General features: G+C 41.9%; 23 protein-coding genes. 6 read left to right on the top strand and 17 right to left on the bottom strand.

The genetic code is table 11. The features are described 5' to 3' along the window. Positions 1-5: 5 nt before the first annotated feature. Positions 6-1574, top strand: a complete 1569-nt coding sequence (locus DI077_RS06095) for an LA_3751/LA_3752 family putative glycosyltransferase (protein ID WP_109018718.1) — start codon at positions 6-8, stop codon at positions 1572-1574. 45 nt (positions 1575-1619) lie between these two features. Here DI077_RS06095 and DI077_RS06090 read toward each other — a convergent pair whose 3' ends face one another. Then, the gene (locus DI077_RS06090; RefSeq protein WP_109018717.1) at positions 1620-1799 is read right to left on the bottom strand and encodes a hypothetical protein; all 180 of its coding nucleotides are present in this window, start codon (positions 1797-1799) and stop codon (positions 1620-1622) included. 86 nt (positions 1800-1885) lie between these two features. Here DI077_RS06090 and tmk point away from each other — a divergent pair, with 86 nt between their 5' ends. Then, on the top strand, positions 1886-2470 hold the full coding sequence (gene tmk / locus DI077_RS06085; RefSeq protein WP_242935382.1) for a dTMP kinase: 585 nt from the start codon (positions 1886-1888) through the stop codon (positions 2468-2470). Here tmk and DI077_RS06080 read toward each other — a convergent pair. From DI077_RS06080 to DI077_RS06030, 11 genes are all read right to left on the bottom strand, one after another. Then, a complete protein-coding gene (locus DI077_RS06080; protein WP_109018715.1) occupies positions 2467-3378 on the bottom strand; it encodes a class I SAM-dependent methyltransferase in 912 nt (303 codons plus the stop codon). The genes tmk and DI077_RS06080 overlap by 4 nt on opposite strands. 21 nt (positions 3379-3399) lie before the next feature. After that, positions 3400-4197, bottom strand: coding sequence for a metal ABC transporter permease (locus tag DI077_RS06075; RefSeq protein ID WP_341461797.1), 798 nt, complete (start codon positions 4195-4197; stop codon positions 3400-3402). A gap of 34 nt (positions 4198-4231) precedes the next feature. After that, complete coding sequence (locus tag DI077_RS06070; protein ID WP_109018713.1) at positions 4232-4945, bottom strand: metal ABC transporter ATP-binding protein; 714 nt, start codon at positions 4943-4945, stop codon at positions 4232-4234. Continuing rightward, positions 4923-5852: a metal ABC transporter substrate-binding protein gene (locus DI077_RS06065; RefSeq protein WP_109018712.1), complete on the bottom strand. Its 930-nt coding sequence runs from the start codon at positions 5850-5852 to the stop codon at positions 4923-4925. The genes DI077_RS06070 and DI077_RS06065 overlap by 23 nt, the downstream gene beginning before the upstream one ends. 14 nt (positions 5853-5866) lie before the next feature. Beyond that, positions 5867-7201 (bottom strand): TonB-dependent receptor, encoded by a 1335-nt coding sequence (locus DI077_RS06060; protein ID WP_242935381.1) that lies wholly within the window; start codon positions 7199-7201, stop codon positions 5867-5869. 22 nt (positions 7202-7223) lie between these two features. Continuing rightward, a complete protein-coding gene (locus DI077_RS06055; protein WP_109018710.1) occupies positions 7224-7979 on the bottom strand; it encodes a hypothetical protein in 756 nt (251 codons plus the stop codon). Between the two features lie 156 nt (positions 7980-8135). Then, a complete protein-coding gene (locus DI077_RS06050; RefSeq protein ID WP_109018709.1) occupies positions 8136-9257 on the bottom strand; it encodes a DJ-1/PfpI family protein in 1122 nt (373 codons plus the stop codon). 88 nt (positions 9258-9345) lie between these two features. After that, on the bottom strand, positions 9346-10434 hold the full coding sequence (locus DI077_RS06045; protein WP_109018708.1) for an AraC family transcriptional regulator: 1089 nt from the start codon (positions 10432-10434) through the stop codon (positions 9346-9348). 21 nt (positions 10435-10455) lie between these two features. Beyond that, the gene (locus DI077_RS06040; RefSeq protein WP_109018707.1) at positions 10456-11472 is read right to left on the bottom strand and encodes an amidohydrolase family protein; all 1017 of its coding nucleotides are present in this window, start codon (positions 11470-11472) and stop codon (positions 10456-10458) included. A gap of 99 nt (positions 11473-11571) precedes the next feature. After that, a complete protein-coding gene (locus tag DI077_RS06035; RefSeq protein WP_109018706.1) occupies positions 11572-13326 on the bottom strand; it encodes an acyl-CoA dehydrogenase family protein in 1755 nt (584 codons plus the stop codon). Between the two features lie 156 nt (positions 13327-13482). After that, entirely contained in the window at positions 13483-15015 is a 1533-nt protein-coding gene (locus tag DI077_RS06030) for a methyl-accepting chemotaxis protein (RefSeq protein ID WP_109018705.1), read from the bottom strand. Between the two features lie 178 nt (positions 15016-15193). On the opposite strand from DI077_RS06030, the gene zigA reads away from it, so the two are divergent. Together zigA and DI077_RS06020 are read left to right on the top strand one after the other, a co-directional pair. Continuing rightward, positions 15194-16417 carry a zinc metallochaperone GTPase ZigA gene (gene zigA, locus DI077_RS06025; RefSeq protein WP_109018704.1) on the top strand — a complete coding sequence of 408 codons (1224 nt, stop codon included), beginning with the start codon at positions 15194-15196 and terminating at the stop codon, positions 16415-16417. 43 nt (positions 16418-16460) lie between these two features. Continuing rightward, positions 16461-16625, top strand: a complete 165-nt coding sequence (locus DI077_RS06020) for a hypothetical protein (protein WP_167837074.1) — start codon at positions 16461-16463, stop codon at positions 16623-16625. Here the strand turns inward: DI077_RS06020 and DI077_RS06015 are convergent. The 5 genes from DI077_RS06015 to DI077_RS05995 all read right to left on the bottom strand — a co-directional run bounded on the left by DI077_RS06015 (position 16615) and on the right by DI077_RS05995 (position 23727). Then, complete coding sequence (locus DI077_RS06015) at positions 16615-18186, bottom strand: HEAT repeat domain-containing protein (RefSeq protein WP_109018702.1); 1572 nt, start codon at positions 18184-18186, stop codon at positions 16615-16617. The two genes, DI077_RS06020 and DI077_RS06015, sit on opposite strands and share 11 nt — an antisense overlap. Positions 18187-18249: 63 nt before the next feature. Continuing rightward, entirely contained in the window at positions 18250-19515 is a 1266-nt protein-coding gene (locus tag DI077_RS06010) for a di-heme oxidoreductase family protein (protein WP_242935432.1), read from the bottom strand. A 241-nt stretch (positions 19516-19756) separates the two neighbouring features. Then, on the bottom strand, positions 19757-21619 hold the full coding sequence (locus tag DI077_RS06005) for an RCC1 domain-containing protein (RefSeq protein ID WP_109018700.1): 1863 nt from the start codon (positions 21617-21619) through the stop codon (positions 19757-19759). A 152-nt stretch (positions 21620-21771) separates the two neighbouring features. After that, positions 21772-22452: a hypothetical protein gene (locus DI077_RS06000; RefSeq protein ID WP_109018699.1), complete on the bottom strand. Its 681-nt coding sequence runs from the start codon at positions 22450-22452 to the stop codon at positions 21772-21774. 9 nt (positions 22453-22461) lie between these two features. Beyond that, positions 22462-23727 (bottom strand): hypothetical protein, encoded by a 1266-nt coding sequence (locus DI077_RS05995; protein WP_242935380.1) that lies wholly within the window; start codon positions 23725-23727, stop codon positions 22462-22464. A gap of 165 nt (positions 23728-23892) precedes the next feature. Between DI077_RS05995 and DI077_RS05990 the strand changes: the two genes are divergently transcribed. Together DI077_RS05990 and DI077_RS05985 are read left to right on the top strand one after the other, a co-directional pair. After that, positions 23893-24417 carry a hypothetical protein gene (locus DI077_RS05990; protein ID WP_135354829.1) on the top strand — a complete coding sequence of 175 codons (525 nt, stop codon included), beginning with the start codon at positions 23893-23895 and terminating at the stop codon, positions 24415-24417. Between the two features lie 454 nt (positions 24418-24871). Continuing rightward, positions 24872-26188: an imelysin family protein gene (locus DI077_RS05985; protein WP_167837075.1), complete on the top strand. Its 1317-nt coding sequence runs from the start codon at positions 24872-24874 to the stop codon at positions 26186-26188. The last annotated feature ends 33 nt before the right edge of the window (positions 26189-26221 follow it).

Genomic DNA, 26221 nt, shown 5'->3' with positions numbered 1-26221 from the left:
GTTTTATGAAGATTAGATCCCTGAGAGTTTTAATTTTCTTTCTCGTCTGTCTTTATCCTTTATTACACAGAATCCAGTGGAACGGAGATTCTGTGTTTGTGGGAAGCGATCCTGAGATCAAATTGTATCAAGTGGAAGCACTCCGAAAAGGAACGAACTTTTCGGAAAAATTGCAATGTTATTTTCCCGCCAAGGATTTAGGATTTGAAACCAAACAGATTCCGATCGGTTATCCTTGGGCATTTTTTAAAAAAGATGGCACCTGCTATTTTCAATACCCCGTTCTATTTACACTCGTACAATCTTCGATAGGGTTTTTGTTTCCGATCCATTGGATGACTTATATTCCCATCCTATTCTTTTTTTTGAATCTGATACTAACGGATAAACTATTGAGGGAACTTGGAGTAAAAGAAAAAATATCGATCGTAGTCTCCATACTTATACATTTTTTCAGTTTTTTATTTTTATCCACTCTTGATTACTCCGAGCTGACACTTACCAATTTTTTTGCACTGATCTCGGTTTTAAGTTATTTCCGGATTGAGAAGAGCCCCACCCTACTTTACAATTTGGCTTTCGCATTTTCAGTCAATTTCAGTTTTCAGCTTCGCCCGGAAGTGACGATCGGAATCGTCTTTTTTATCATAGTTCATTTTTTACTTTCGGGGAATAAACGGACTTGGATACGAAATCATTTTTTATCAGGAATCATCGCAGTTCTTGTTTTGGGATGTATCTCTTTTTTCAATTACAAACTGTACGGTCATGTCTTCGGAATGAGAGGAATGAATACGATCCAGGACGTGGATACATTCTCTAACAGATCTTATATCGGTTCCTGGATCGCCGACCTTTGGGGTTCCGAATCCAAAATAGGAATATTCAAAGGATACCCGCTATTTTTCGTATTTCTTTCAGGGATCTTTTTTTTGAAACGAACCAATGTGATTTCAAAAAGTCTGTTCCTTTCGGGACTCTTGTTTATTTTTCTTGTTCCCATACTTTCCCCCTACCGCGCCGGTGTGGATATTTTCGGGATGAGATATTATGAGATAGGTGCTTATCTGACTGCGATCGGATTTTTTTCTTTGTATTTGGAATTCCCGAAACAAAAGCCCATCCATTTCCTTTTGATCCTATCTTTGCTAACCTCGATGTATTTCGGATACAAATCAGATTTACGGGCAATCCGTATTTGGAAATCTTCTGCGGAAATGTATCATGTTTTGAAAAAAGAAATAAATACCGCAAAACCTATGTTAATTGTCCATAGAGGACTTTCCTTAAGTTATCTGATGGGAGGATCCTATCTTGAGATTCCCCAGGTAGTGGCTTATACGGAAAACGACTGGATCGAAATACAAGAAAAATCAAAATCCTTAAACCTGAAACAAATCCTGTTTTTATTCTGGCCGGGTAACTCACTCTATAATGAAGAGATACCCAAATCCATTTGGAAAACCAAGTTTGATCTAAGTTGGATGCCTTCGGAAGATCTATATGAAACGAAAGAAGAGATCTCCGTCTTTCACATTAGAATGAAACAGTTCGTATTGAAATCGGAAAGGTAAGAAGAGGAAAGGAAACCCATCCGAAGATGGGGATACAAAAAAAGACTACTTAATGTCTCTGCTACGTTGTTTAAGCGCTTCGTTAAGAGTAGGCTTTTTGGAAGGTTTTGGCTCTTGTAATTTGTTAATATCGTTTTGTGTAGGTTCTTTCACATCGTTCGATGCGCAGTTTACCATAACAATTGCAAATAGGGCTACAAGAAGAGATAAAGAGATTTTTTTCATTTTAGGCTCCTCTGGATAAGTTTTTGCCGTGCATAAAAAAGTCTAGTAAAAATTATGAAAGCTCAATTAGGACAAATATGGCCAATATGAATTATTTTTTTGTTTTTGAAGGCATTGATGGCTCGGGGAAAACTACCCTTTCCAAACTTGTTGCAGAGAACTTAAAAGCGCAAAATAGGGATGTAATTTGGCACAGAGAGCCAACTGACGGGGTGCATGGGAAAAAGATCCGCTCCTTTCTCTCGGGAAGAATTTCTTTGACCGTAAAAGAACAATTGGAACTTTTTATTTTAGATAGAACCGAGTCCGTTTCGCAAATAATTTCACCTAACATAGAGAAAGGTGTGATCGTGGTGCAGGATAGATATTATTATTCCACCGCAGCCTACCAGGCAGGAAAGGAAATTTCTGCCGAAGAAATCATCGCATTGAACGAAAAGGAAAATTTTCCCAAACCCAAACAGGTATTTTTCCTGGATATCACTCCGGAGGAAGCGAGAGAACGCCGTAAAAACCGGGGCGGGAGCGAAGAAGCCTTTGACGACGATTATTCGCAAAACAGAATATATGAAAATTATATGAAGATTCTGCCCGAAGGTACGATCTTCCTGGATGCATCGCATCCTTTGGAAGATCTGGTAGATGCAGTGATGGAGTGTATTGAAATTTAAGAGAGTGTTTCCACCGGCTTTCTCAAAAGTACGGCAAGCATATCCCCTTGGTTTGTTTTCTTCACAAGCCAATCCGCAAATTTTTTAGCCAATTTGTAAAAGACACTTGAGTTCGGTTTGGAGGTGAATCCGCTTCCGTAAGAAAGGGAAACCGGAGATTCGAAACCTATTTTTTTCAAAACTTTCAAAAGGCCTGGCAAGGAATAATAATACAAATGTTCCGGAACATTCAAATAACGCCAGTTTGGTCCGAGGAACTTTGCCAAAATTCCGTATCTGCAAGTGGATAAAACCAAACATCCTCCGGGTCTCAAGTGTTTGAATATTTTTTCCAAAGTCTCTTTCGGTTTGTGAAGGTGCTCGATCGTCGCCCAAAGAGTGATCACATCAAATTGATTTTGAAAACCTATGTCCCAACTTAAAAAATCTTCCTGATATACTTCCAACCCCAATGTTTCTCTTGCGAATTTGACAGGACCGTCAGCGACTTCAATCCCGTAGGAAGAATAATCCCTACTCCGCATATAATCCACAAAATACCCTGCGGCACATCCTATATCCAAAGATCGTAATTTTGCACCGGTTTCTTTCTTTTTCAAAATGGTGTTTATGTAATTCTCCTCCCATTGAAAAAATTTCAGATCCTGAAGATTGAGCCGGAACACACGGGAGATTTCAGCCTTCATTTTGTCGGAATAATAATTATCATAACCCCGATCGGTTCTTTGGGTAAAATAAGAATCAGAATAGTACCGGATGACTTCGGCAAGACTCGGTTGCGGGTTCACTTGAACCAAAGAACATACATTGCATTTTACGATCTGAAAACTTTCGCCGAGGGGACTTTCTTTGGAAAACAAAGATTTGAATTTTGTATTCCCACAGGTATTGCATGAAACCATTTCCATACTTTACTTATCGGAAAAATATCAGAACAGCCTTTTGAATAAACTCCTGACTCCTAAAATCAAAAATGAAAATACGCACATAAATACGATGATCATAGACGAAGTAGGAAAATAAATAGTCTCGCCTAAATGAGAGAACCCGGTGAGGCTCAGAAAAAATCCTGCGATAGTACCTGTTATGGAAAACAAAACCGATACAAGTGCCAGAATCTTAGTTGAGCGAACGAAAGGTAAAAGTGTAAATACGGGGATCAAGAGATGGGCGATGGAATAAAAGGAACCCAAAACATTGACCGCCACTGTGACAGCGGAGGCCAAAATCAAATAAAACAGAATATCAAAAAAGAATGGGTTTCCGATTTGAATTCTATATTCGTCCCGATCGAAACTTAGGAATAAAAATCGCCGGAAATAAGCCAGATAGATGAAAAATGCGATTCCTGCAGTCCAGATTCCGAATGAATTCAATTTCACCTGTGAAGTTAAAATATCTCCGAAATAGGAAGCCATCAAATGATTTTGAACATTGCCACCTAACGCAAGTAACACTTGCGAAATGGAAGCAAAGAACACAAATAAAATTCCCAAAATCACATCCTCTTTGATATGGGAAATTCTTCTCATCAAAATGATGGGAATGATGAGCAAACAGGACAATAAAATAGGATAGATCTCACGATCCCAATCCATAAACAAACAAAATGCTACGGAAAAACCCACCGCTTGCGAAAGAGTGATTCCGAAGAAAGTCATATTTCTGAGTACCAAGAGAATTCCAAGAACACTGAGGAGAGCTCCTAAAATTCCCCCGAGAATCATCTGGGGCAAAAACAAATCCCAATTTTGAAGCACACTAGTCATGGTGATGGCAATGAGGGGGTTTTTCCCCTTGGGAAATTTTATAAAACTTGCCTTCGTCAATCTCAAAGATTTCGGAAAACTCTTGTCGCCAATCGTTAGTTAAACTATGAGTAATGACAAACAGGGAACGGTTGTCTGTTGCGATATATTCTTCCAGGATCAGTTGGAAAAGTTCTCTCGATTCATGATCCAACGAGTCCATCGGTTCATCTAAAAAGATCAGATTTGCTTTGGTGAATAAGGATCTCAAAATCAGAACCCGCTGCAATTGCCCACCGCTGCATTCCGAAATTTGTTTATTTAAATATTTCCCAACGCCTGTGCGTTCGATCAGAACCAATTCATCTTCCGTGAATTTTCTTTTGGGCAAAAAACTCAAACCCACATTGGCAGGCATACGCAATACTTCTTTCACGGAAAGGGGAAAATCCAATCGCATCTTTTTTGCCTGTGGAACGTAAGATGTGGATTTAAGAACGGGGAATTGGATTTCTCCCGCAATCGGAGGAAGTAGTCCGGTAAGTGTTCGGAACAAAGTGGTTTTGCCCGCACCATTCCCTCCGGTCAGAGCATAGGTTCTGCCGGGGTTCACTTCAAAGCTAACTCCGGAAACGATAGGAAATCCCTTTCTGTATCCTACGGATAGATTTTCCGCTTTTAAGAAGGAGGAAAAAATCTGAATCTTATTTGGTTTTGTCGCTAGCATCTCTAATCTTCTGAAGCATGATCTTTAAAGTCTCTTCGTAACTGGTCGCTTCCGGTGTTCCTCCGACGGAAACCGGCATAATGAGAACAACGCTCCCCGGAACCTTGGAAGAAACGTACTCGGCATATTTTGGGTTGTGGTATGGTCCGAGCAAGATGATTTTTATTTTTTCGGCAATCATATAACTCACAACCTGATCCATATAACGAACCGAAGGTGGAACTCCCGGTCTCTCTTCTATGGAAAGGTTGGCGGTAAATTTAAAACGATTGGCCAGATAAACAAACTGGTCATGAAATACGGCCACCTTCATTCCAAAATAAGGTTCCATTTTTTTGAGTTCTTCTTTCGTAAGAAGAATCAGCCTTTTTTTGAAACCGGCAAAATTTTCATCATAATACTCGTGGTTGAGAGGATCCACCCTCGTGAGCGCATTTTTTATATTTTCCGCCATCTGAATCGCATTGATGGGATCATTCCAAAAATGCGGATTGCCGTAGATATGCATATCTCCCATGGAACGATCCATCATCACGGTCGGCTCTCCGAGAATTTTTACTTGTACCGAAGTATCGCAGTATCCCGGTTGTCCTTTTTGAATTTTGATATTTCTGGATTGCTGTTGTAGAAAAGGCACCCAACCTACTTCCAAATCCAATCCGACCACGCAGAGAATATCCGCTTGGTTCAAACGAACAAGAAAGTCAGGTCTTGTCATGATAAAATGAGGATCATCCACCCCGCGGATCATTCCGTAGACTTCCGCCCGATCACCTGCTATTTGTTCTGCGATGTATTTTATATCCGTTGTGGTCGCAACCAAAGAAACTTTTGCCTGCAAACCGGAGGAAATCAAAAGAACGGAACAAAAACCGGATAAAGACAAAAATCTAAAAATGCTCTTCATATAATGCCTCTTTATTAATAACTATGTGCAGGGTGAGAACCGAGGATCGCAACCATTTGAATATTTGCTTTGAATTCTCTGAGCTCTTGACTATCTTCTTTCGAATAATCCTGAGTGAATCTTCTTTCTACCGAAACTCGGATTTTTCCAAATTCGGAACTATGAAATGTAACCTGCAAGGACTGCGATTCGATCGCATTCTGGGCGAATTTCCCATCCTTCCCCGTTAAGTTTTTATCCGTAAAGTAATCGTATCTTCCACCTACAGACCAAAGCTGGTGAAATTTATAATCTGCAAATAAATAGTAACCCCATTGGTTTTGTGAATTCGGTTTGGAAATTTCATAAGTACTTAGATTCATTTTTTCAGGAAAAATTTCCTGTTGGTACCAGAATTCAGTCATAATCATGATTTCTTTTAAATTGGATTGGCTCCATCTTAAAACACCGTCAAATCCGTAAAGGTATCTTTGGTTTCTTCTGTCCGTAGTCGGTTCGAATCTTACACCTGAAAAACCGAACTGTGTTCCCCAGTTATTTCCGAAGTAATAGAAATTTTTCAAATGGAAATAACCCATCGGATTGTTTTTCTGAATTCCTTCCGAATGCGCATGTCCCCATCTTTTCCCGTTAGTTGCACCTACAACCAACTCCTGAGTGATGAATCTCCACGGTAAAAGAATACTAAATTCGGCCCCGGTATCCATAGTGGATTCCTGTCCGATAAATTTTTCATGAACGATGGGAGTTGTGATGAAAGGACGATCATGCCAATGGATTTTATTGAGACGTCCGATATCCATAAACATCTGGCCCGCTTTTACGGACGTATTGAACGGTAAAAAAGGCGCCTGGATCCAAGCTTCGTGTACTTCAAAGTTGTATTTTCCGTTTTCATTATGTGCAGCTGCGAGGAAATTACCGCGTAACCACTGATCTACGGCACCGGTAAAACCGAACTCTGCCGTTCTGACATCCAGTTTGTTATTTGTAGTTCTGGGCTTGTTTTTATCCCACTCTCCTACAATATCAACCGCAACGGAAGCATCCATCATCAGGTTTTGAGCGGAACGATTGATTTGGTTATTGGAGCTGACGGGGGAAGTCGTTCCCCTGGAATCCTGAGAACCTTTGCTTCGTTTCTCCTGTTCCTTCAGATCTTTTTCCAAATCATCTTCCCAATTATTATTGTTTCCTTTGTCGGGTGACTGTTTGGTCTCTGATGTTTTTTTCTCGGAACCGTTTTCCAATTCCTTTTCCCATTTATTTGTCTGGGCAAACGCGATATAAGAAAAAAAAGCAAGCGCTGCAATCACACCTGCTCTAATGAATTTTCGGAAAGGAATCACTATAAGACTTTTATACCAAAGTTTAGTCGGAAGTTCGCACCAAACCAGCAGTGCCGATGGTTGATGAATAAATAATGATTGATTTGATGTTTACTTTGTTCAGACGGAAAGAAACCCTATCTCCTGAAAAGTCATATCCAGTTACGGCCTCTTCCTGAAATTCATAACTGCCTCGGTTCACGTTTGCACAAGTGCCTTGCCAGCCGAACATATGCGCTCCGTTTTCATTATGGACTTCGATACAAATCGTCTTATCCTGAGCGACACTGGATGCCCAGAGCCCGGGAGTTCCACCTAATGCAGATGTTGCGCCCAAAACGTTCTTTTTCTTGATTTCGGTAGGAGTCAGTTGAAAAGTAGGTCCCACCAAACTTGTAGTAGATGGCATAACCACTTCCAAATAAGAATCGGATGCGGAAAGATTGTAAGTAAGTTGGATGGTTGCTTTTTTCTCACCACCTAAATTGGAAAGCCGGGAAGAATCGGCAACGATTGTGCTCGAAGTTCCTGTCCCGACAACTCCTCCGGATAGCACAACGTTGGTTCCCGTAAAACCCGCGACTTTCAATGCTGCCGAGGCGTCTCCCTTACACTGGGTAAAATCAAAGCTTGTGCCGTTGGACGGACTGGAAACCGCGGAAGTAGGACAAGCAACCGATCCGGCCAAAGCAAGAAGTGCAAATCCGGTATTGTCTTTGTCTTTTTTCTTCTTCAATTCAGCGCAATGGAAAGCAAATAGAGTCAATGTTAATAAGGATATTATGGATAGTTGTTTCATTTGTAAATACTCCTTGCGCAAGTATTTGCAACAGCGTTGCAATTGCAACACTGTTTTATTTGCAACAGTGTATTATTTAGATAAAATTTTACGCAGTTCTATGCCAACCGACTTTTCACCCATTTTCCCCCGCTCATGCAAAAAAATAAACCGTCATTAATAATCGATCATACGACGAACCGTCTTTGAAAATCGTTCTCCGTATTCCTTTTCGATCAATTCCAAATTTGCATCCATGGTAAACGCCTTCTTACCGGAAACACGCAACGTTCTTTTTGTAAAATTTTTCTCATCGCATTCTCCCGGACAAATCCTCAAATCATGATCCAGATAATTCTGCGCTCCCGATAAGAATAATCCGTTTTTTGATTTCACAAATCCGTTCGCTACCGCTTCAATCTTCGATGGAAAAGTGCGCGCCCAAGCATCTAACGTCAGAGCCAAATGCATTTCATCAATATCCGGATGAATTTCAATTGCGATCTTAGGATCATTGTCGAATAACACTTTTTTTGCGATCCCCCATTTATCGGAAAAAGAAAGCGGTTCACCGGGATAATCCTTTCTGAGAGTTGCAAAAGGGTAATTGATGTTTTTCATTGCAGTTTGCAAAGCCGCTTCCCCTGCAAGTTCACGGACGAGAAAAAGAGATCCTTCTATGCTGGAAGCTACGCCGGCAGTACTAATCAGATCGCCGTCTTTTTCGTATTTTTTACCTCTTTGCCATTTGATCCGAGGATAAATTGTTTCGAGCTCAGAGATCGAAGTTGCATGAGTCGTCATCTTGCGCCCGTTAAATTTTTCCGTATTTGCGACGAGTCTTGCTCCTTCACAAACGGAAAGAATCCTTTTATCCGACTTAGAAAGAAATGAAATAAGATCCTCATCTTCCGTGTGTGTCAGATAAGGAACAACGACCGCATCATACTGATGTGGAAATTCAGTTACCGAAAAATGAGGCAACACTACCAATCCTTTCCAAAGAGTCACAGGTGATTTTTTATTGGAAAGGATATAAACATTGAAACCTGATTGTTTTAATACTGAGAAAGGAACAAGTAAATCCGTTATTTCCGTTCCTTCCGAATCCGCCAAAATCACTACTGTCCGTTTCGAAGAATCGTGATTCATCTTGTATGATTTTTGACTTAAGATGGAAACATCCATGATGTCCACTTTACCGAAACTCTGCAACTGCGCGCAGTCATAGGCAAATAATAACAAAGCAAACGGAAAAACACGAAACCATCGTGACGTAAAACAAAACTTAAAACTCATATACTCCTCCGGAAGTAGAAACTTACCTAAGAGTTTAAACGATTAAGAAAAATCTGTCGTCCGGATCCATACGGACAGAAGTATGAATTTATACCCCCGGACCTACTGCCTTTTTTCGATAGTCTGTGGGCGTGGTCCCGGTTACTTTCAAAAACTCCGAATGAAAGGATGATTTTGAACTAAACCCCACTGCGCCCGAGATGGAAAGTATCTGTCGCAAAGGTTCTTCCGTAAGCAGTTTGCAGGCGGCAGCGATTCGATGTCCGTTTACGAAATTTTTGAAACTCGAATTCAGTTGATTGTTTAGGATTTCGGAAAGCTGGTGTGGAAGAATATCGAGTGCTTCCGCCATCCTTCCCAAACTGAGATCTTCATCGGCATAGAGATGTTCCATCTCCATCAATTCACGGATTCTGCCGATCACATCGGTGGAATCAATCCCTCTCAATCTTGATTTCACATAACGACCTCTAGCTGCTTCTTTTCGCATCGAAATCAGGTAGTCAGGATACACTTGCATTCCCCAAAAAATCAATACGGAAAGAACGGTAAGTAACCCGAAAGAAAGTACCATCCCCAGTTCCGACTTTTCGAACTGATACCATACTAGAAATACCACATCCGAAATCGCAATAAGGACATAAACTATAGTTAGCCGGTAAATGCCGGGAAGCGGTGATATGCTTGTTTTTAACAAAACCCATAAATCAAGTAATGCCAGAAAGAGAAATACCAATACATAAAGCATGATCAATAGAAGAACAACATCCAACCAAATATGAGTATGTGAGACGTCTCGCGGTTGTCCGTAAACAGGGATAAGTATTCCGTAAGCAAGTCCGAAAGGAATCAGATGATAAAAGTGATGTTTTTTCCAAAGAAACTCACGATCGATTATCTGGTGAAAATAAGCGTAAGTCAAAGGTCCTAAAAAAATATAGAAGGGAGGAAGCAATAATCCCAATCCTGGCAAACGCTCGTAAAACCCGAGCAATTCCATCGAAACGCTCAATTGAGGCAATGCCACCAAACAAAAAAGTAGCGCTGACAAACCGTTTTTACGGAGATCCGATCGAATGAGAAAACCCAAACCGATTACAATAGAAAAGAATGCCCCCGCCAACTCAAAAGCAATGAATGCGTCCGAACCTGTCCAGGCTATCCCGTTTACGGACATCCAGTAACTCCCGAAGCCATACTATTTTCCCGAATCCGAATTGAAAAAGTTTTCTCCATTCTTCCAAAGGATCTTTCTTTTGGCTTCATCGCTGATATTTGTTTCCAAGATTCTCATAATGGGATGAGAAAGGTTATAAGGAATGTTGGGGAAATCCGATCCGAAAAAAATCCTATCTTGGTATTTTTCAAGAAGAGGAATCGAATCGTCCGCGTCTTCACCGGTGGCAAGAAAATCTACGAACACCATTGTAGTATCCAAATATAGATTAGGATAAGTATCAATTAACTCCGAATAGTCGAAAATTTCTTTCGCTCCCATATGAGCAACGATGACTTTCAGACCGGGGTATCTTTGAATGAAAGGCAAAAAATATTTGATTCCGGTGAATTCTCCCGGCAGAGGAGCGTTTCCGGTATGAATGACGAGGGGTATGGAAAGTTTTTCCAAATAGGAAAATACTCCTGTAAGTTCCTTACGACTTAAGTCGAGTTTGGAGACTTCGCAATGAAGTTTGAATCCTTGGAATCCGTATTCTTCCACAGCTCGTTTTACATAATGATCTACTCCTTCTTCCGGATAAAAAGTTCCGAAAGGAATGGCCCCTTCCCAATTTCCATAATTGGAATAAGTCCAATCATTCAACCATTCCGCCATAGCCGGTTTATGAGCATAATTTAAAGTAGTAAATCGCCTAATTCCATTTAAATGAAGTCTTTTTACCCTTTCTTCTTCACCATATCGGTAAGCAATCTCCCAATTTACCTTATCAAACCATTTCCAGATCAATTTCAATACGATTTCGGGAAAAAAATGGGAGTGTATATCGAAAACATAAGGTATATTCAGCTTTTTCAATTCTTTCAGATGAGATGGATTTTGGTCATCCAATAGCGGAGGAAAATCGTTTCCCTTCCAACGAAAAGGAGAAAGTAGCCTTTTTTCTTCCGAATTAGCTGATAAAACGGAATAGGAATCCTTTCCATTTTCCGCAAAACAAGCGTAACAAGGAAGGATTTGGCGATTCGAATTTGCCATGGATTTTAAGTATCGATAAAAGAGAGTGGATGCAAATCAATGCAGACCGCCAAACAGATCCGTTTTGAGGAAACGGTTTGGCGGTTTATCCGTGTCAGATCAGACAGTCGCCAGGCTTTTTTTCTTGCCTTTAATCTTTGTTAGATTGGAAACGAGGATTGCAGAGCTATCCAAAACGTAATCTTGAGCGATTGTTTTACGGGCAGCTCTTCTTTCCACTTTTGCACGAGGAACACTTCTTTCCAATAAGAGACTGACCAAAAGACGAGCAGCGGATTCCACAACTTCGAAAGCGAGCTCTTCTCTGAGAGTGCCGGAGATTTCAGCAAATTCACTCACGATTGTTTCCAACTGACTCCAAAGTTCTTTCAATTCGTCGGAAACTTTGAATTTGGACATTTCGTCTTTGATGTATTCTCTGAAAATACCTGTCTCCGTCATACCCGCAACGATACTTCCTATACAAGCAACTACTTGCAACTGAGTCGTACCTTCGTAGATATTTGTAATACGAACATCCCGATAAATTCTTGCTACATCATAGTCTTCCGTATAACCGGACCCACCGTGAATTTGCAAAGCATCGGAAGCAACTACGTTGGCAAGTTCGGTAATATAGTATTTGGAAAGAGGAGTAAGTAGAGATGCTAATTTTTCCCAACGTTTGAAGGTTTCGTCTTTTCTGATTTCCTTTTCAGGAATTCCGTTCATACGACCTCTTTCTTCTTTCCAACGATAAAGATCCACGGAGCGGCTTGCTTCGTATAGGATACAACGCATTCCCGCAATTTCTCTCTCCATACGATCCAACATTTTTTTTACGGCGGGAATTTGATCGATCGTTTTACCGAATTGCACCCGTTCGGTGGCATATTTACGACCTTCAAAATAAGCTGCGGTTGCAATTCCCATTGCTTGTGCAGCAATATTCAAACGTGCTTGATTCATCATCGCCATGGAATATTTAACAAGACCTTTACCTTCGTCCCCGATCAAAATCCCCGGGCTGTTTTCAAAAACAACTTCGCAGGTAGGAGAACAATGAAGTCCCATTTTCTTTTCGATGGATGCTACAAATATATCTTTAGAGTGAACCAAAAAGAAAGAAAGACCGCGGGCACCACTGGTTGTAGATCCGGTTCTTGCTAAAGTCAAAATGATGGAAGGCATAGTATCAAAACCGCAAGCGTGAGTGATGAATCGTTTGGTTCCCGTAATTCTCCAAACACCGTCTTCTCCTTTCACCGCTTTGGTTTGCAGATTGGGAAGGTCGGATCCGTAGTTGGGTTCGGTGAGTGCCATAGCACCGCAAAGTTCTCCCGCAGCCATCTTAGGAACGAATTCATGAATCATCTCTTCCGTTCCGAATCTTTCTACTGTTTCCGCAAGGTTCATACAACCGAGAGTAATCGCAAGTCCGCCGTCCGCACGGGAAACCGACTCGGATAACATGGATTGTACGACGGAAGGAAGTCCGATCCCACCGTAATGACGGTGAATCCCGTATGGAAGAAGACCCGCTGATTTGATTTTATTAATCACATCGATCATTTCTTTCGGAAAAGTTACTTTTCCGTCTTTGTATTTAAGTCCCACTTCGTCCATTTGTTTGGCAACTTGAGAGACATCCTTACCTGCGATATCCCCACCAGCTTCTAAAGTAGAACGATAAAATTCAATCGCGTCTTCGTAGTTTCCGGGAGCATAAGCGAGTTCTTCTTGGCTTGTTTTTTGATAGAGTGCATAGTCTGCAAAATTTTCTTCGTATGAATCCACGATTTCCTTCCAATCAGTGAGGGAATCGAAATGATCTTTTAAATCTTCATTATCAGAAAAATAATTATTTGATATCATGTAGGGATCTCCGAACTAGAAGTAGTTCCAGATCAATTATAAGGGATAGCCCGAGAACCACAAATATTTTTCTTAAGGATTCCTCCGAACAAATAACCGATCCGGTTGATCAAACGGAGAAATAACTGAGAAAACAAGTGTTCACTAACCGACTCTTTATCTGATTTTCTCAGCCTGCCTCGCAATCTCTTCGATTTGGTCCTGGAGAAGTCTTGTGTTTTCCGCAACCACTTGCACTGCGTCTTCAATGCTTTGGGCAGCGCGAGTCACTTCTTTATTTCCGATACTTTGTTCCGTCGCAATGGTTTCCAACTGAGAAGAAAGATCCTTCAATTCTCTTTGCGAAGAAACAACCCTTGCATTGATGTTTTGCATTTCTTCTATTTTTTCGTGAAATACTTTTACGCTGGTCTCAATGGCGATGAGCTCCTTCTCCTGGTTAGTTGCCATTTCCGAAGCAATGCCGGCGGAAGTGTTTCCGTTTTCCAGGTCGGATCTGGATTTTTGAATCGTTTTTGAGATAATGCTTGCATTCGTAGCGGAACTGTCCGCGAGCTTTCCCACTTCCTGCGCAACGACTGCAAATCCCCTACCGTGTTCTCCCGCGCGCGCAGCTTCGATGGAAGCGTTCAAAGAAAGCAGATTGGTTCTGTCGGCAATCTCTTTCATGATTTGGTTTACTTCTTCGACTTTCATAAAAGATTGTTTCACTTCGTCCAAAGCGGAATTTAATGAGGACATGGAAGCAGATACCTCATTACTAAAGTTAGTTGATTGATTGATTTGTTTGGAAATCTCTGAGATTTCTAAACGGATTTCTCCGACTAATTTTTCCAGATTATAACTTTCTTCGTTCAGTTTTTCTATTTTTTGATATTGGTCCCTTACGAAATACGCCGAACTTTCTGTTGCCTGGGAAATTTGAGTGAGAGATGCGCTGATCTCTTCGATGGACGCGGCTTGTGTTTGGATCTGAGAATTCAAATCTTCCGTAAAGATTTTCAAAGCAGAAACGGATTCGTTGAGTTTTACTGCGGTTTCCTGCATATTTTCCTTTTGCTTACCTACAATTAACGAATGTTCATCGGCAACCCGTTTACCTTCCATTGCCTCGTCTCTGGTTTTGACAAGAAGACTCACCATTTTACCCGTGGCGAAAGTCGCCATAAGTAAAAACGCTAACTTTACCACTTCAATGGAGCTGGATATTGCGAAAGGAAATTTATGAGGATCGGTCCTATCGATGAATTCCACACCGCTCAAATAAGCGACATACAAAGTCACGAGATCAATGATCGAAAGCAACACGCCCACAACAACCGTTTGGCGCCAGGAAAAAAGAAACCCTGAATAAAGTATTAGAAAAAAGCTGATTGTGTAATTGATTCCTAGTTTGATGGAACCGGCCGCTATATCCTGATTGATATTAGCCTGAAGGATGGTGTTCATCCCGGTCACGAACACATCACATAACACAAAGTAAAAAGGTTTCGGATCCCAACCTTTTTTGAATAAAAAAGCCTGAACTCCCGCACTGATCCCGTATATAGCTGCGCCTATAATCATGAAGGTGGATTGAGTCCGGTCGAGCGTAGAATAAGTTCCGATGATGCCTAAAGCAAAATTAATAAATAAGAAAATTCGAATGGAATTGATCGTTTTTGCGGGTTGAAGGGAGTAATTGTCCATCTAGTCAACTACTGGTTCCAAAGAAAATTCTGACAAACAAATTTAGCCCATTTGTATATGCTTTTGATTTGAAGACATAAATGCAATAGAATTGCATTTATGTTTGACAGAAATACGGAGTCTTTAATATTGCAATTTAGTTGCATTTGCAACATTGTTGCACACACAGGAATTTGTCATGAAAAAAATACCAGTCACAGTTCTTTCCGGTTTTTTAGGAGCGGGTAAAACCACGTTACTCAACCACATCCTCCACAATCGGGAAGGTAAAAAAGTAGCAGTCATCGTAAATGATATGAGCGAAGTCAATATAGACGCGAGACTTGTCGCAGGAAATTCGCAACTTTCCAGAACGGAAGAAAAACTAGTGGAAATGTCGAACGGTTGCATCTGCTGCACGTTACGCGAAGATCTGCTGATTGAAATTGCAAATCTGGCAAAGTCGGGAAAATTCGATTATATACTCATCGAGTCCACAGGAGTCTCAGAACCGCTTCCCATCGCGGAAACATTCACATTCGAGGATGAGTCGGGCACAAGCCTCTCTCAAATCGCAGAACTGGACACAATGGTGACCGTTGTGGATGGAGTGAATTTTCTGAAAGACTTTCATTCCATCGAGTCTTTGAAAGATCGTAAACTGGAAGCGGGAGAAGAAGATGAACGGGACTTAGTCGATTTGCTCGTAGATCAGGTGGAATTTGCAAATATAATCATCGCAAATAAATGGTCCATGTTAAAACCGAAAGAACAAACAACGCTTTTATCCATTTTAAAAAGTCTGAATGCGGAAGCAGAAGTAATCCCTACCGATTTCAGCAAAGTTCCATTGGATAAGGTAATCAATACAAAACAATTTAACTTTGAAAAGGCGGCAGAGTCTCCTCTTTGGTTGAAAGAGTTAAGAGGAGAACATAGTCCGGAAACGGAAGAATACGGAATCAAAAGTTTTGTATATAAATCCAGACTTCCCTTTCATCCCGACAAATTTTGGAATTGGCTCGCGAAGGAAAAGAAGGGACTCATTCGAGCCAAGGGATTTGTATGGCTTGCTTCCAAAATGGATTGGGTCGTATTGTACTCGCAAGCCGGGAGTCTAAGTTCTTACAAACCGGAAGGTTACTTTTGGGCGGCGATAGATCCGGAAGATATACCGGATGATCCTAATGTAAAAATCAATTTGCAAAACGTATGGGAAGAGCCTTGGGGGGATAGAAGACAGGAAATCGTTTTGATCGGAAGGGATATGGATGAAAAAAAAATCACGAAGTCTCTCAACGATTGCCTACTCTCTCCGGAGGAAATGAAGCGGGGACCGGCTCACTGGAAAAATCTGAATGATCCTTTCCCCGATTGGGACGAAATCCTATCCGACGAATCGAATGAATCCGAGGTCGCCTAATGAAAGTTTATTTGGGAGACAAACCTATATAAAATCTACGGATGTGAATCGGTTTAAAGCTTTTTTCGGTGTGGGAGTGGGAGGATCTCCGAGGATTGCTCACGGATTATTCGCTTTCCTCGGTGGAAGGTTAATCCGATCTCTTATCCCCAGACAACAGTACGGAATCCCCAATATCAAAAAATTTTTGGATTCGATCAGTTCTTAGTTTTGGTTCTCCAATCATTCCATTCCTTTTTCGTTCTGAAATGCTCTCCTGTAATGGCTGCTAAAGCATAGTAGGAGAGTTTTCTTTTTTCTGCTTCCGGCCCGTTCACATGTTCAAACAGAATCGGAAGGGACAGTTTGTCCTTTCGTCTGGCCAATTCTTCCATAGCCGGGCGGTATACATTCGGGTCGTTTGAGTTTGTTGCGTCTTCAATGACAAGTCTTGCTTCTTTACTTTGAAGTTGCGACACGGCAGATAAAACTTGAGGAGCCATCTGCGGTCTGTTTTTGAGAAGCCTAGTTAACGCAGGCAATGCGCTCTCGTCCCGAATCGAACCCAATGCTTCCAACGCATAAGATACCAATTTCCCGTCGGAACTGTTTGTTGCGGTGATCAAATCCCCTACCGCTTCCTTGGCACCCATCACGCCCAATGCCCATGCGGATCCGTAAGGACCCTCTTTTGCACCGGAAAGTAAGATCTTCCTAAGTACAGGAATGGATGCCTTGTCTCCGATCCAACCCAAGGCTTCCGCAAACGAATCTCTGCTAGGTGTAGAATCTAAAACGAGCAGGCTTTCCAGTTTTTCCCGAGCAGGTGCGTATTTTTGACGACCTGCGATTTTGGCAGCATTTCCCCAAGTGGATTTTTTATCGGAATTCAATAATGCGAGGGCGCGTTTTCCCGCTTCCAAAGAAGGAATACCGGACAAAACGTCCGTTACATACATTTGTGTCTCTTCCGTTTTGGATTCAAGTAACGGAAAAACCAAATCTATCGTTTTAGGATCTCCGATTTGAATGAGGGATACCGATGCGTTTTCTTTTCCCTTGGAAAAGGAAAGATCCAATGCCTTTGCAAGAATAGGTACTGCTTTTTTCGCACCGATTCTGCCTAACGCCAAGTAAGCGGCGGCAAGTGTAGTGGATTCATCCAAAGTTTTAGTCAGACCCAAAAGATAATCTTCAGATCCTTTGTAACCAAGTTTGCCAAGGGCCATGGCATAAGTTTTATCTTTTTCCCTGTTCTTGTTTTTCAAAGCCATCTTTAGGATGGAAGCACCTTGGTCTTTTGCTCCGATGAGAACAAGCGCCTCTATCGTTTGCAATCTAAGAGTCGGATCTTCCGAATCCAAAAGAAGAACGATTTGTTTTCCTGCGGATGGATCTTTCAATCTCCCGAGCGCATCCAGATATACGTCTTTCGGATTTTCCTTATCCGATTCAAGTAGTTTAACAATCGTTTGTGTGGCTGATCTTTCCTGAAGATCTCCCAAGGCGATCGCAGCCCCCGCCCGAACCCCAGGCTCCTTGTCGGTGAGAAGTTTTTTCAGTTTGGGGACACTCTCTTTCACCTGCCTGCTACCCAATTGAATCGTTGCTTGGGAGCGTAAAAACACGTCGCTGGAATCCAAATCTTGCAGTAATTTTGACGTTGGTATTTCTTCTTCCACTTCATCCTCTACTACAGGTTTTGGTTGGACTTGATCTTTGTCTCCGCATTGGAAAACGAATGTACTTAGAAAAAAAACGATTAGGAAACAATATCTGGAAAGGTGCATAATTTTCTGTATATATTTGCCAACTTAAGAAAAAGTGTAAACCTCAATATCAAATCCGATTGTTCATAAACTTTCCAGGTATTCGATCAAACGATCTCTTAAGTCCTGATTTAAGTTCTTAACAAAATTTTTACTTTTCTCCGCTTCCCCTCCGTGCCATAAAATAGCTTCCATTAAGGTTCTGGCTCTTCCGTCATGCAAGTATCTGGCTTCTCCGTGAACCGTTTCCAATAAACCGATTCCCCAAAGAGGAGCGGTCCTCCATTCATTCCCGCTTGCATCTCCGTCTTCTTTTCCGTCGGCAAGCCCTTCCCCCATATCATGCAATAAAAGATCAGTAAAAGGACGGATGGTTTGAGAGGCAAGTTGCGGGAAAGAAGAGGTTGAAGCGGTCTTCATTTTGGGAATATGACAATTGGCGCAACCAGCCCAATGAAACATTCTTTTCCCTTCCAGAATATTTCCGTAATAAGCCTTTCTTCGGATGGGAACGGCAACTAACTGCATGTATTTGGTAATTGCAACGATCTTGGCTTCCGATACTTCCGGCGAACCTCCGTTTGCTGCAGAAAGGCATAGTGTTTGGATCGATGTACAATTTTGAGTGGAAAAGATCGGATTTGTGATCCCCAAATCCCCAAGAAATGCCGCGGAATTCTGTCTTTTCAAACTAGGCATATTTGCCTTCCAACCGAACCTTCCCAGGCTTTTACCCGAACCGGAAAGATCCCGAATATAATTCGGTCTTCCTGTAATCCCGTTTTTATCCTTATCCTCGGGATCTGCAAAACTCAAAATCGTTTCTTCAGAAACCGACTCCAAGAGCCCGAGACCGATCACCTGTTGTGTCATCCTAACAGATGTTTTGAGATCGGAAGCGAGTGCTCCGTAATTCAAACCGGAAAAAACTATCTTTGGAGACCTGAGTGTATAACCTGTCCCGTCTCCGAAATTGCCGGTTATTGTATCATACTGAAGGATCACATTTCCCTCAGCGGGAACACTTCCTACTCCGTTCGGCTGCAATTGATTTCCGTAATTCGGTTCCGGATCATTTCCCCCGGAACCGACGCCTAACCGTACCAAGCTGGAAATCAACCTGGTTCCATCGGGATCAAAATTTCTTCCGTTTTTTTCGTGGCATCCCAAACAGGAATCCCGATGAAAGATAGGGCCTAATCCGTCTCTATCAGGAAGGCTTGCGGAGAAACCGGGTGTCCAAGGAACATCAAACACGGATTGGCCGATCGTAAATTCGGATATTTCGGAAAGTTTGGAAACGGGACCGAATTGCAAAAACGCTCTGTCACCAAGTTCCGAGCTAGTCATGTTTCTACCTGCGGAAAACTCCTCCCCGTCTTCATATTCCCAAGGAACTGTCTCTAACAAACGTTCTACTGTAGAATCGGAAGATCCTGAAGAATTTTCTTTCAATACCGGTAAAACGGAACAAACTCCACCTCCCTTACAGAGGGAAATTCGGGGATCGGCGCATTGGAGAAAAAAAGAAAGAACGTATAACAAGCATACGTTCTTTAAAATAGGAGAAATATACATTCAATAAAACTTTTTAATCGGGAAGAGTGACAAGAACCGGTGTTGCGGCTCCCCAGGATTCCTGCAAGTCAGGACGACCCAAGGAACCTTTGAAATTCCATCCCCATCCGTAAAGTGATCCGTCGCTTAACATAGAAAAATTATGAGTGGCACCGCAGCCGAAAGATACTATATTCTTAATCCCGATCACTGCGTCCGCCGGTTCGTAAACCTTAGCTGTGGTAGTGTTGCCGATTCCCAAACTCGCTAAAGTGGAATTTGCCCCCCATCCTTTCACAGTTCCGTCCGAAAGTATCGCAAAACTCTGAGTTCCATTGGCCCAAACGGAAGTAGCATTCGAAATATTATTAACAAGTGTCGGAGTTGCTACGGGAGTCGGGCTACCCGACCCACCTGTTCCCAATTGACCGCTCGCTCCCAGCCCCCAAGAATAAACTTTCCCATCCGATTTTAAAGCGAGAATATGATCCCTGCCGTTTGCAATTTGTTTAATCCCACTAATACTTGTTATTTTCTTCGGGGCAGAAGTGACAGCAGTAGCAGTGCCGATCACTCCGTCTCCCAAATTCCCGTATTGGTTTCTACCCCAAACATATACATCACCTGTTGAAGTAAGCGCTGCTGAATGTTCCGAGCCGGCAATCACTTGGATCACATCTGTTGGAAGACCGACAACTGTCACGGGATTTGCGGAATAACTAGTCGAGGAAAGTCCTGTAGCTCCGTTTCCCAGCTGACCGACGTTATTTTGTCCAAATGCCACAACCGATCCGTCCGATTTCAAAACTACAGCATGATTGAATCCGAAAGATCCCATAACTGCGTTGGAAATACCCGGCACTTCGCGGGGAGGATGCCTCGGGCCTGCTGTCGTCGCAGAAGTCTCCAATTCCACATTATCTCCTTGTCCCAATTGACCTTGAGCGTTTGCACCCCAGGCCCAAACTGTCCCGTCCGATTTGATGGCAAGTGAGTTGTTTTGGTTGAATGAAATGGAAGCTACGTCACTGATTGTAGAGAGTTTTGTAATGGTAGCATTGGCAAGATCACCCGTGGAAGTTCCGAATCCCAACTGACCCTTGTTATTTCTTCCCCAAGTGTACAAAGATCCGTTCTTTACAAAACCGGAATGAGATCCTCCTCCGGTTGTCCTATTTCCAAAATAAAAAGAAACGGATTTGGTTGCATAAGTTCCCGTATTCCCGATGAAAGCGACCTTAAGATTATTTTGTCCGAGAAGCGGTTTGATCGTTCCCGAAAGAGTAACTAAGTCCGTGGAAGAAGAACTAAGCGTTAACTTTTTAGAGTTATTCAGATAAATTTGATAAATCCCTTGTTCTTGGGAAGAAATGGAAAGGTCCACTTGATAAACAAACAGTTGTTTGCCTGCCGAAGGAGAAAGAATCGAAAAATTGGAACCTCCGCTTCCCATAGCCTCGGAACTTGTAATGATGGTAACTTCAAAAGAACCGGGAGATGCTCCGGCAACGTTAAATATCACCGGGTTCGTTCCGGTTGCTGTTGCAATTTTAAAACTTCCCAAGGAAACGCCGTCTTTCGATGTCACATAAAGATGAAACGTGCCTTCCTTAAGATTCAACTGCCAGACTCCATTCTCGTCCGTGGTGGCTTCGGCTTTCTGAGATGTAGTAGCACGAACAGAACTCGTTTCATCTGTAAAAGAAAGGGATGCACCGGAAAGAGGACTGCCGGAAGAATCCTTCAAAATCCCAGAGACTCCGAACGATGTCTCTCCTCCCGATAGGATTCCCAAAAGTCCGAAATTGACCTTGGGTACATCCTCTTTGCAAAACGACAAGGAACCTATCCCGATAAGGAATATGGTTAGGACTGAGAATCTTTTGACTCTTCCCATATGTGCACCTCTATAAACTTGATAATGAGACTTACTCTCATTATCAACAACTCAGAATATGCACTTATTTGTCAAGTATTGAGCGATTTGAATGATTTTCGGTGTAAAAAATAAAAAGCCCGAAGTGAATCTTCGGGCCCGAGGGAAATTTTTTATGTTTGAGGAACTTGGCTTCTAACTTGTTGAAGGGAAGAAAGTTCTTTTCTCCATACTTTCAAGTCTTTATCAGCGTTTACTTTTTCCGTAGCGGATGCTTGGTTTTCCATCCAATATTCTATCATTTGAATACGGGACTCCAATTCATAGATCTTATAGTCAAAGTATGCTCTCTGTTTTGCGGGAGCCGGTCTTTCCGATCCTGCAGAAGGAGGATTGCTACCTGGTTCCGACCATTTGTTCTTGGAAATGAAACTGGCAAAACTTGCGTCCATTGCCGTGAAGTCTTCCAATAATTCTTGTGCTTCTTTTTCTTCCGCCTCCGTTCTAGGAGCGCGGATCTCTTTCGGGATGTAGAAATTTTTAGGGTATTTCGCCGCAAAATCTCTCCACTCTTCTTTTACTTTTTCCTTTCTGTTCGGCTTTTTTTCCAAAGCGAAAGGCCAAAGTTTTTCCGCCTGACTGAGTTCGTCATCCTCCGGATAGGGAGCATCGGCAAACTCAGGGTCATCAAATAGATGTTTTGCGGAAGTTTCAAAAGAAGGATCGGATTCGTCCATTCCCAAATTCTTTTTGGAACGATCCGAATCTCCGTCATTTAAAAATACCAAGGATAAAGCGAGGGCAAGGACCATAAGTCCAAACCCTCCCAGAATCAATTTATACCGCTTTTTCATAGTTCCCTCTTATGCGAAGATGGATACAACCCAGGAAATTGCCTGACCGAAAATGTTTTCAGTTAGGAATTTTTTAAGATCAACAGGGTTACGGTTCAAGCTATCATAATACCATGCAGTGTATTCACTCACTTGAGGAATTGCAAATCCGTAACGGGAGTTAATCGCTTTGATCAATTCGTTTGCAAATACCGAGTGACCGAACATGTTCGGGTGAACTCCATCCAATCCGAATACTCCCGGTTGGTTAGGAAGAGGCCAAGCAGCTCTTGCGTTTCCAGGAGACCAACCAGTGGAACTTGCCAATGGACGACCGTTTTCTTTCATATCATCAAAGATCACTTTTAGGTCGGCCACTGCGAAGCGCATTGTCGCCCCTTGTGCTTTGATTTCATTGTTGAGCATAGTAAGGAAAGTGGAAATCTTAGCTACTTCGGTCGCATCCAATACTTGATTAGGATCGGAAACGGAACCTCTGAAGAAAGCTTTGAGTCCGCTGTAATTCGCTCTGCCTTGCGGGTCAGTGTATTTTTCAAGAAATGCAATTGCAGTTACGTTAGGAATAGTGAATAGAACTCCACCTTTCAAAGAACCCATTGCGGACATTCTTGCAAAGAAAGCACGAATATCTCTTTTGTAACGGGCTTCATCCAAACAATCCGTGGATGTATGAAGTGCAGTACATAATACGTGATTTGCGGCAGCAGTTCCGAATAGGAAAGTAGGTTTTACTTTTTCCATGATTTGCGTTTGAGTTCCCGCATCACGTAATCCGTATTGGTGAAATTTGTCAGGATCTTGGCAATCGGCAACAGTCACCCAACGATAAGTGTACCAGTACCAAGTTTCCCAATACCATTCTTTATCTTGTTTAGTAGCAGTGATGTCTTCGCATTTACCGGAAGTTTTGAGAAGAGTTGTATATTCAGCTCCGGTGATACCTGCGTGAGTCGGAAGGGATACGGTTTTCCCGTTTCCACCGATGATGGAACTTGCGATACAAAACACACCGCAATCCCATTTCAAAACGTCCTCTAAATTTACATAAGGACCGGCCAGTTCGTTATACGAAACGGAAGCTCCCGCTTGTTTGGAAACAAGTACCGGATAAGCCCAATCCTGGGTCTTTTTTTCTACGGTCACACCGAAGAATCCGTGGCTTAAAGAGTCACCTACGACCCCTACTTTTTGAAACATTTGTGCCTGAGTTTGAGACCAAACCGGCATGGACGAAATTAGAGCTAAAAATAGCCCTAAGATGATTGATTTTTTCATTTTTCCCTCTGTTTTATACATATTTAACACAATTACGCCAATTGCATCATTTTTGTGCATTTTTGAACCAGTGTCAAGATTTTTGGAAATTTATTTAAAAAAAAAGAACATTTTTTTCACCGAATGTGCTTTTCCGGACTTAGCATCTTCAGAAAGATCGACCCCATGCATTTGGCCATAATTACAAAAATCAAAAATCGATTACTTTTACTCGGCCTCGTCGGCGGGTTATTCTGCATTTCGTTTCCGACATTTGCGGATTCCAAAAAAGAAAAGCAAACCACCAAACAGGAAACAGTTGCAGGAAACCAAGGCATTTTACTTGAGTCCATCGGGACTTTGTCCGCTCAAGGACTTTATCTCACATATATGTCGATCGGAACTCTTTCGGACGGATTTGTTTCACAAGCCTACGATAAGGAAACCACGGAAAACATAATGAACTCTTATGTGAATTTATCTAAAATCTGTAAGGATCAGATCTCCACACTCATCAAAGAAGGAAATCTTTCCGCAGAAGACAAAAAGTTTCTAAAAGAAATCGAATCCACATACGGACATCTTATTTTGCAAGGACAAGCTATCCTCGGCTATATTGCCACTTCGGACCAAACGCAACTGAAGGTTTTTGAATCCAATCGGTTGGAGGCCTGGAAAAAAATCGCTAAAATTCTGGATATAAAGGAATAATTTCATCAGTCTGGAAATAGATAAAATCAAATTCAGCTTAAAGGAATTTTATGATTTTTTGTGGCTCGGAGAAGTGATTCGCGTCTCTGGATTTCATTTTAAATTTCCATTCTTTCACGGAAAAACAGTGATATGTTGCCATTGATTTTTACGAGGCGAGTATTCATTACGACTTCGATCGGCATGTCACTCAAATCTGTGACATAGACTATCACTCAGAAAAACCGTTCCTCAATCAAATGGAAAGTGGGAAAAGAATCATTCGAAATCGCGGAAAAAGCAATCCGCATCGAAAAACAAGATCGATACGATTCCTTGAATGATTTGTATTCCGCTTGGACAAAAGCAAAAGACTGTTTCCTTTACAAACGATAATGAGACTCAATATTAGTATCTTGACAGAGTAGGTTCCCAAAAAAATATGAGACTGAATCTCAATTTCAGGACACAATCTATGAAACGACTTACCACTACCCTTTTTCTACTGCTTGGCCTCGCAGTTTCTAACTGCGACCAACTCGGCTTAAACGGACTCAACCCATTCGAAAAAGAAAAAAAGGAAAATGATGCGCTCGCCCTTGCATTTCTTGCACTTACGGGAGGTGCCGCTCCCACAAAAGAGAATTTTTTAAAAACTTACGCGAACATTGCCGAGAAAAATTATTCGGATGCCTACACTGCGGCAGTCTCATTCCAAACCAAGGTAAATGCATTCGTAGCAAATCCGACTCAAACAGGACTGAATGAACTGAGAATTGAATGGAGAAAGGCAAGAGTCAGTTATTTACAAACTGAAATCTTTCGATTTTCCAACGGTCCGGTGGATAACAAGGAAGTTGTTTTCGAAACAATCTCAGGAGAAAGTAAAGAAATAGAACCTCTGGTCAATGCATGGCCACTCGACGAAAGTTATAATGATTATTTGGTGACAAACGGAATCGTAAGTAAAGCCGCCTTGTTGCCTGCAAACGAACAGGAGGAAGCTACCGCCGACGAACCTACCGAAGCCGCAAAACATGTATCAGTCGGATGGCATGCGATAGAATACACTCTTTGGGGAAAAGACAATGCGACATCCAACGCCGTCGCGGCGGGACAAAGACCTCTTGCCGATTTTGTATCCAATGCAAACTTCGCAAATAGAAAAACTTATTTAAAAAGTTCAACCGATCTCTTGGTGGATCACATAACAATACTTAAAAAACAATGGTCTTCGACGGATTCCAATTCCTATTATTATAAATTCACGAAAGATGCGGACGGAAAGTCTTTGGATTCTGTTCTTCGCGGAATTGCCAAATTCGCATACGGGGAATGGGGCGGAGAAAGAATGTCCGGAGCTGCTTCCGGTTCACAGGAAGAAGAACATTCCTGCTTTAGCGATAATACCAAAAACGATTTTTATTATGACGCGACAGGATTTGAAAATATTTTTACCGGAACTTATAATGGATCTTCCGTTTCTCCGGGGATCGGGCTCGGTTCCATCTTAACTTCGGAAGAAAAAACGACTACTCTCAAAAATATCAGCAATGCCAAACTTTTTTGCCTGAATGAATTTGATGAAGACCCTTCTTTAAACCAAACATGCGCAAACGGAACCATTTCCTATCGTTTTGATCAAGTGATTGTTGCTTCGGCGGTGGGAACAACCCAACATACTATCTTTACCGGCACGATTCAAACGAGCGTAAAAGCCATCGGAAAAACAATCCAAGCCGCAGCAAAAAGATTCGGAACCACGATCGAAGACTCAGGACTGAATCTATAACCCGGATCAATGTTTCGTATCTTTACAAAATTA

It is taken from the genome of Leptospira kobayashii (assembly GCF_003114835.2).
GTDB lineage: Bacteria > Spirochaetota > Leptospiria > Leptospirales > Leptospiraceae > Leptospira_A > Leptospira_A kobayashii.
Note: the sequence above shows the minus strand (reverse complement) of the source record. Positions and strands in the feature narration are given on the sequence as shown.

Coding starts and splice junctions, on each gene's coding strand:
- DI077_RS06095 (WP_109018718.1), top strand. CDS start 6: ATGAAGATTAGATCCCTGAGAGTTTTAATTTTCTTTCTCGTCTGTCTT.
- DI077_RS06090 (WP_109018717.1), bottom strand. CDS start 1,799: ATGAAAAAAATCTCTTTATCTCTTCTTGTAGCCCTATTTGCAATTGTT.
- tmk (WP_242935382.1), top strand. CDS start 1,886: ATGAATTATTTTTTTGTTTTTGAAGGCATTGATGGCTCGGGGAAAACT.
- DI077_RS06080 (WP_109018715.1), bottom strand. CDS start 3,378: ATGGAAATGGTTTCATGCAATACCTGTGGGAATACAAAATTCAAATCT.
- DI077_RS06075 (WP_341461797.1), bottom strand. CDS start 4,197: ATGATTCTCGGGGGAATTTTAGGAGCTCTCCTCAGTGTTCTTGGAATT.
- DI077_RS06070 (WP_109018713.1), bottom strand. CDS start 4,945: ATGCTAGCGACAAAACCAAATAAGATTCAGATTTTTTCCTCCTTCTTA.
- DI077_RS06065 (WP_109018712.1), bottom strand. CDS start 5,852: ATGAAGAGCATTTTTAGATTTTTGTCTTTATCCGGTTTTTGTTCCGTT.
- DI077_RS06055 (WP_109018710.1), bottom strand. CDS start 7,979: ATGAAACAACTATCCATAATATCCTTATTAACATTGACTCTATTTGCT.
- DI077_RS06050 (WP_109018709.1), bottom strand. CDS start 9,257: ATGAGTTTTAAGTTTTGTTTTACGTCACGATGGTTTCGTGTTTTTCCG.
- DI077_RS06045 (WP_109018708.1), bottom strand. CDS start 10,434: ATGTCCGTAAACGGGATAGCCTGGACAGGTTCGGACGCATTCATTGCT.
- DI077_RS06040 (WP_109018707.1), bottom strand. CDS start 11,472: ATGGCAAATTCGAATCGCCAAATCCTTCCTTGTTACGCTTGTTTTGCG.
- DI077_RS06035 (WP_109018706.1), bottom strand. CDS start 13,326: ATGATATCAAATAATTATTTTTCTGATAATGAAGATTTAAAAGATCAT.
- DI077_RS06030 (WP_109018705.1), bottom strand. CDS start 15,015: ATGGACAATTACTCCCTTCAACCCGCAAAAACGATCAATTCCATTCGA.
- zigA (WP_109018704.1), top strand. CDS start 15,194: ATGAAAAAAATACCAGTCACAGTTCTTTCCGGTTTTTTAGGAGCGGGT.
- DI077_RS06015 (WP_109018702.1), bottom strand. CDS start 18,186: ATGCACCTTTCCAGATATTGTTTCCTAATCGTTTTTTTTCTAAGTACA.
- DI077_RS06010 (WP_242935432.1), bottom strand. CDS start 19,515: ATGACTAGCTCGGAACTTGGTGACAGAGCGTTTTTGCAATTCGGTCCC.
- DI077_RS06005 (WP_109018700.1), bottom strand. CDS start 21,619: ATGGGAAGAGTCAAAAGATTCTCAGTCCTAACCATATTCCTTATCGGG.
- DI077_RS06000 (WP_109018699.1), bottom strand. CDS start 22,452: ATGAAAAAGCGGTATAAATTGATTCTGGGAGGGTTTGGACTTATGGTC.
- DI077_RS05995 (WP_242935380.1), bottom strand. CDS start 23,727: ATGAAAAAATCAATCATCTTAGGGCTATTTTTAGCTCTAATTTCGTCC.
- DI077_RS05990 (WP_135354829.1), top strand. CDS start 23,893: ATGCATTTGGCCATAATTACAAAAATCAAAAATCGATTACTTTTACTC.
- DI077_RS05985 (WP_167837075.1), top strand. CDS start 24,872: ATGAAACGACTTACCACTACCCTTTTTCTACTGCTTGGCCTCGCAGTT.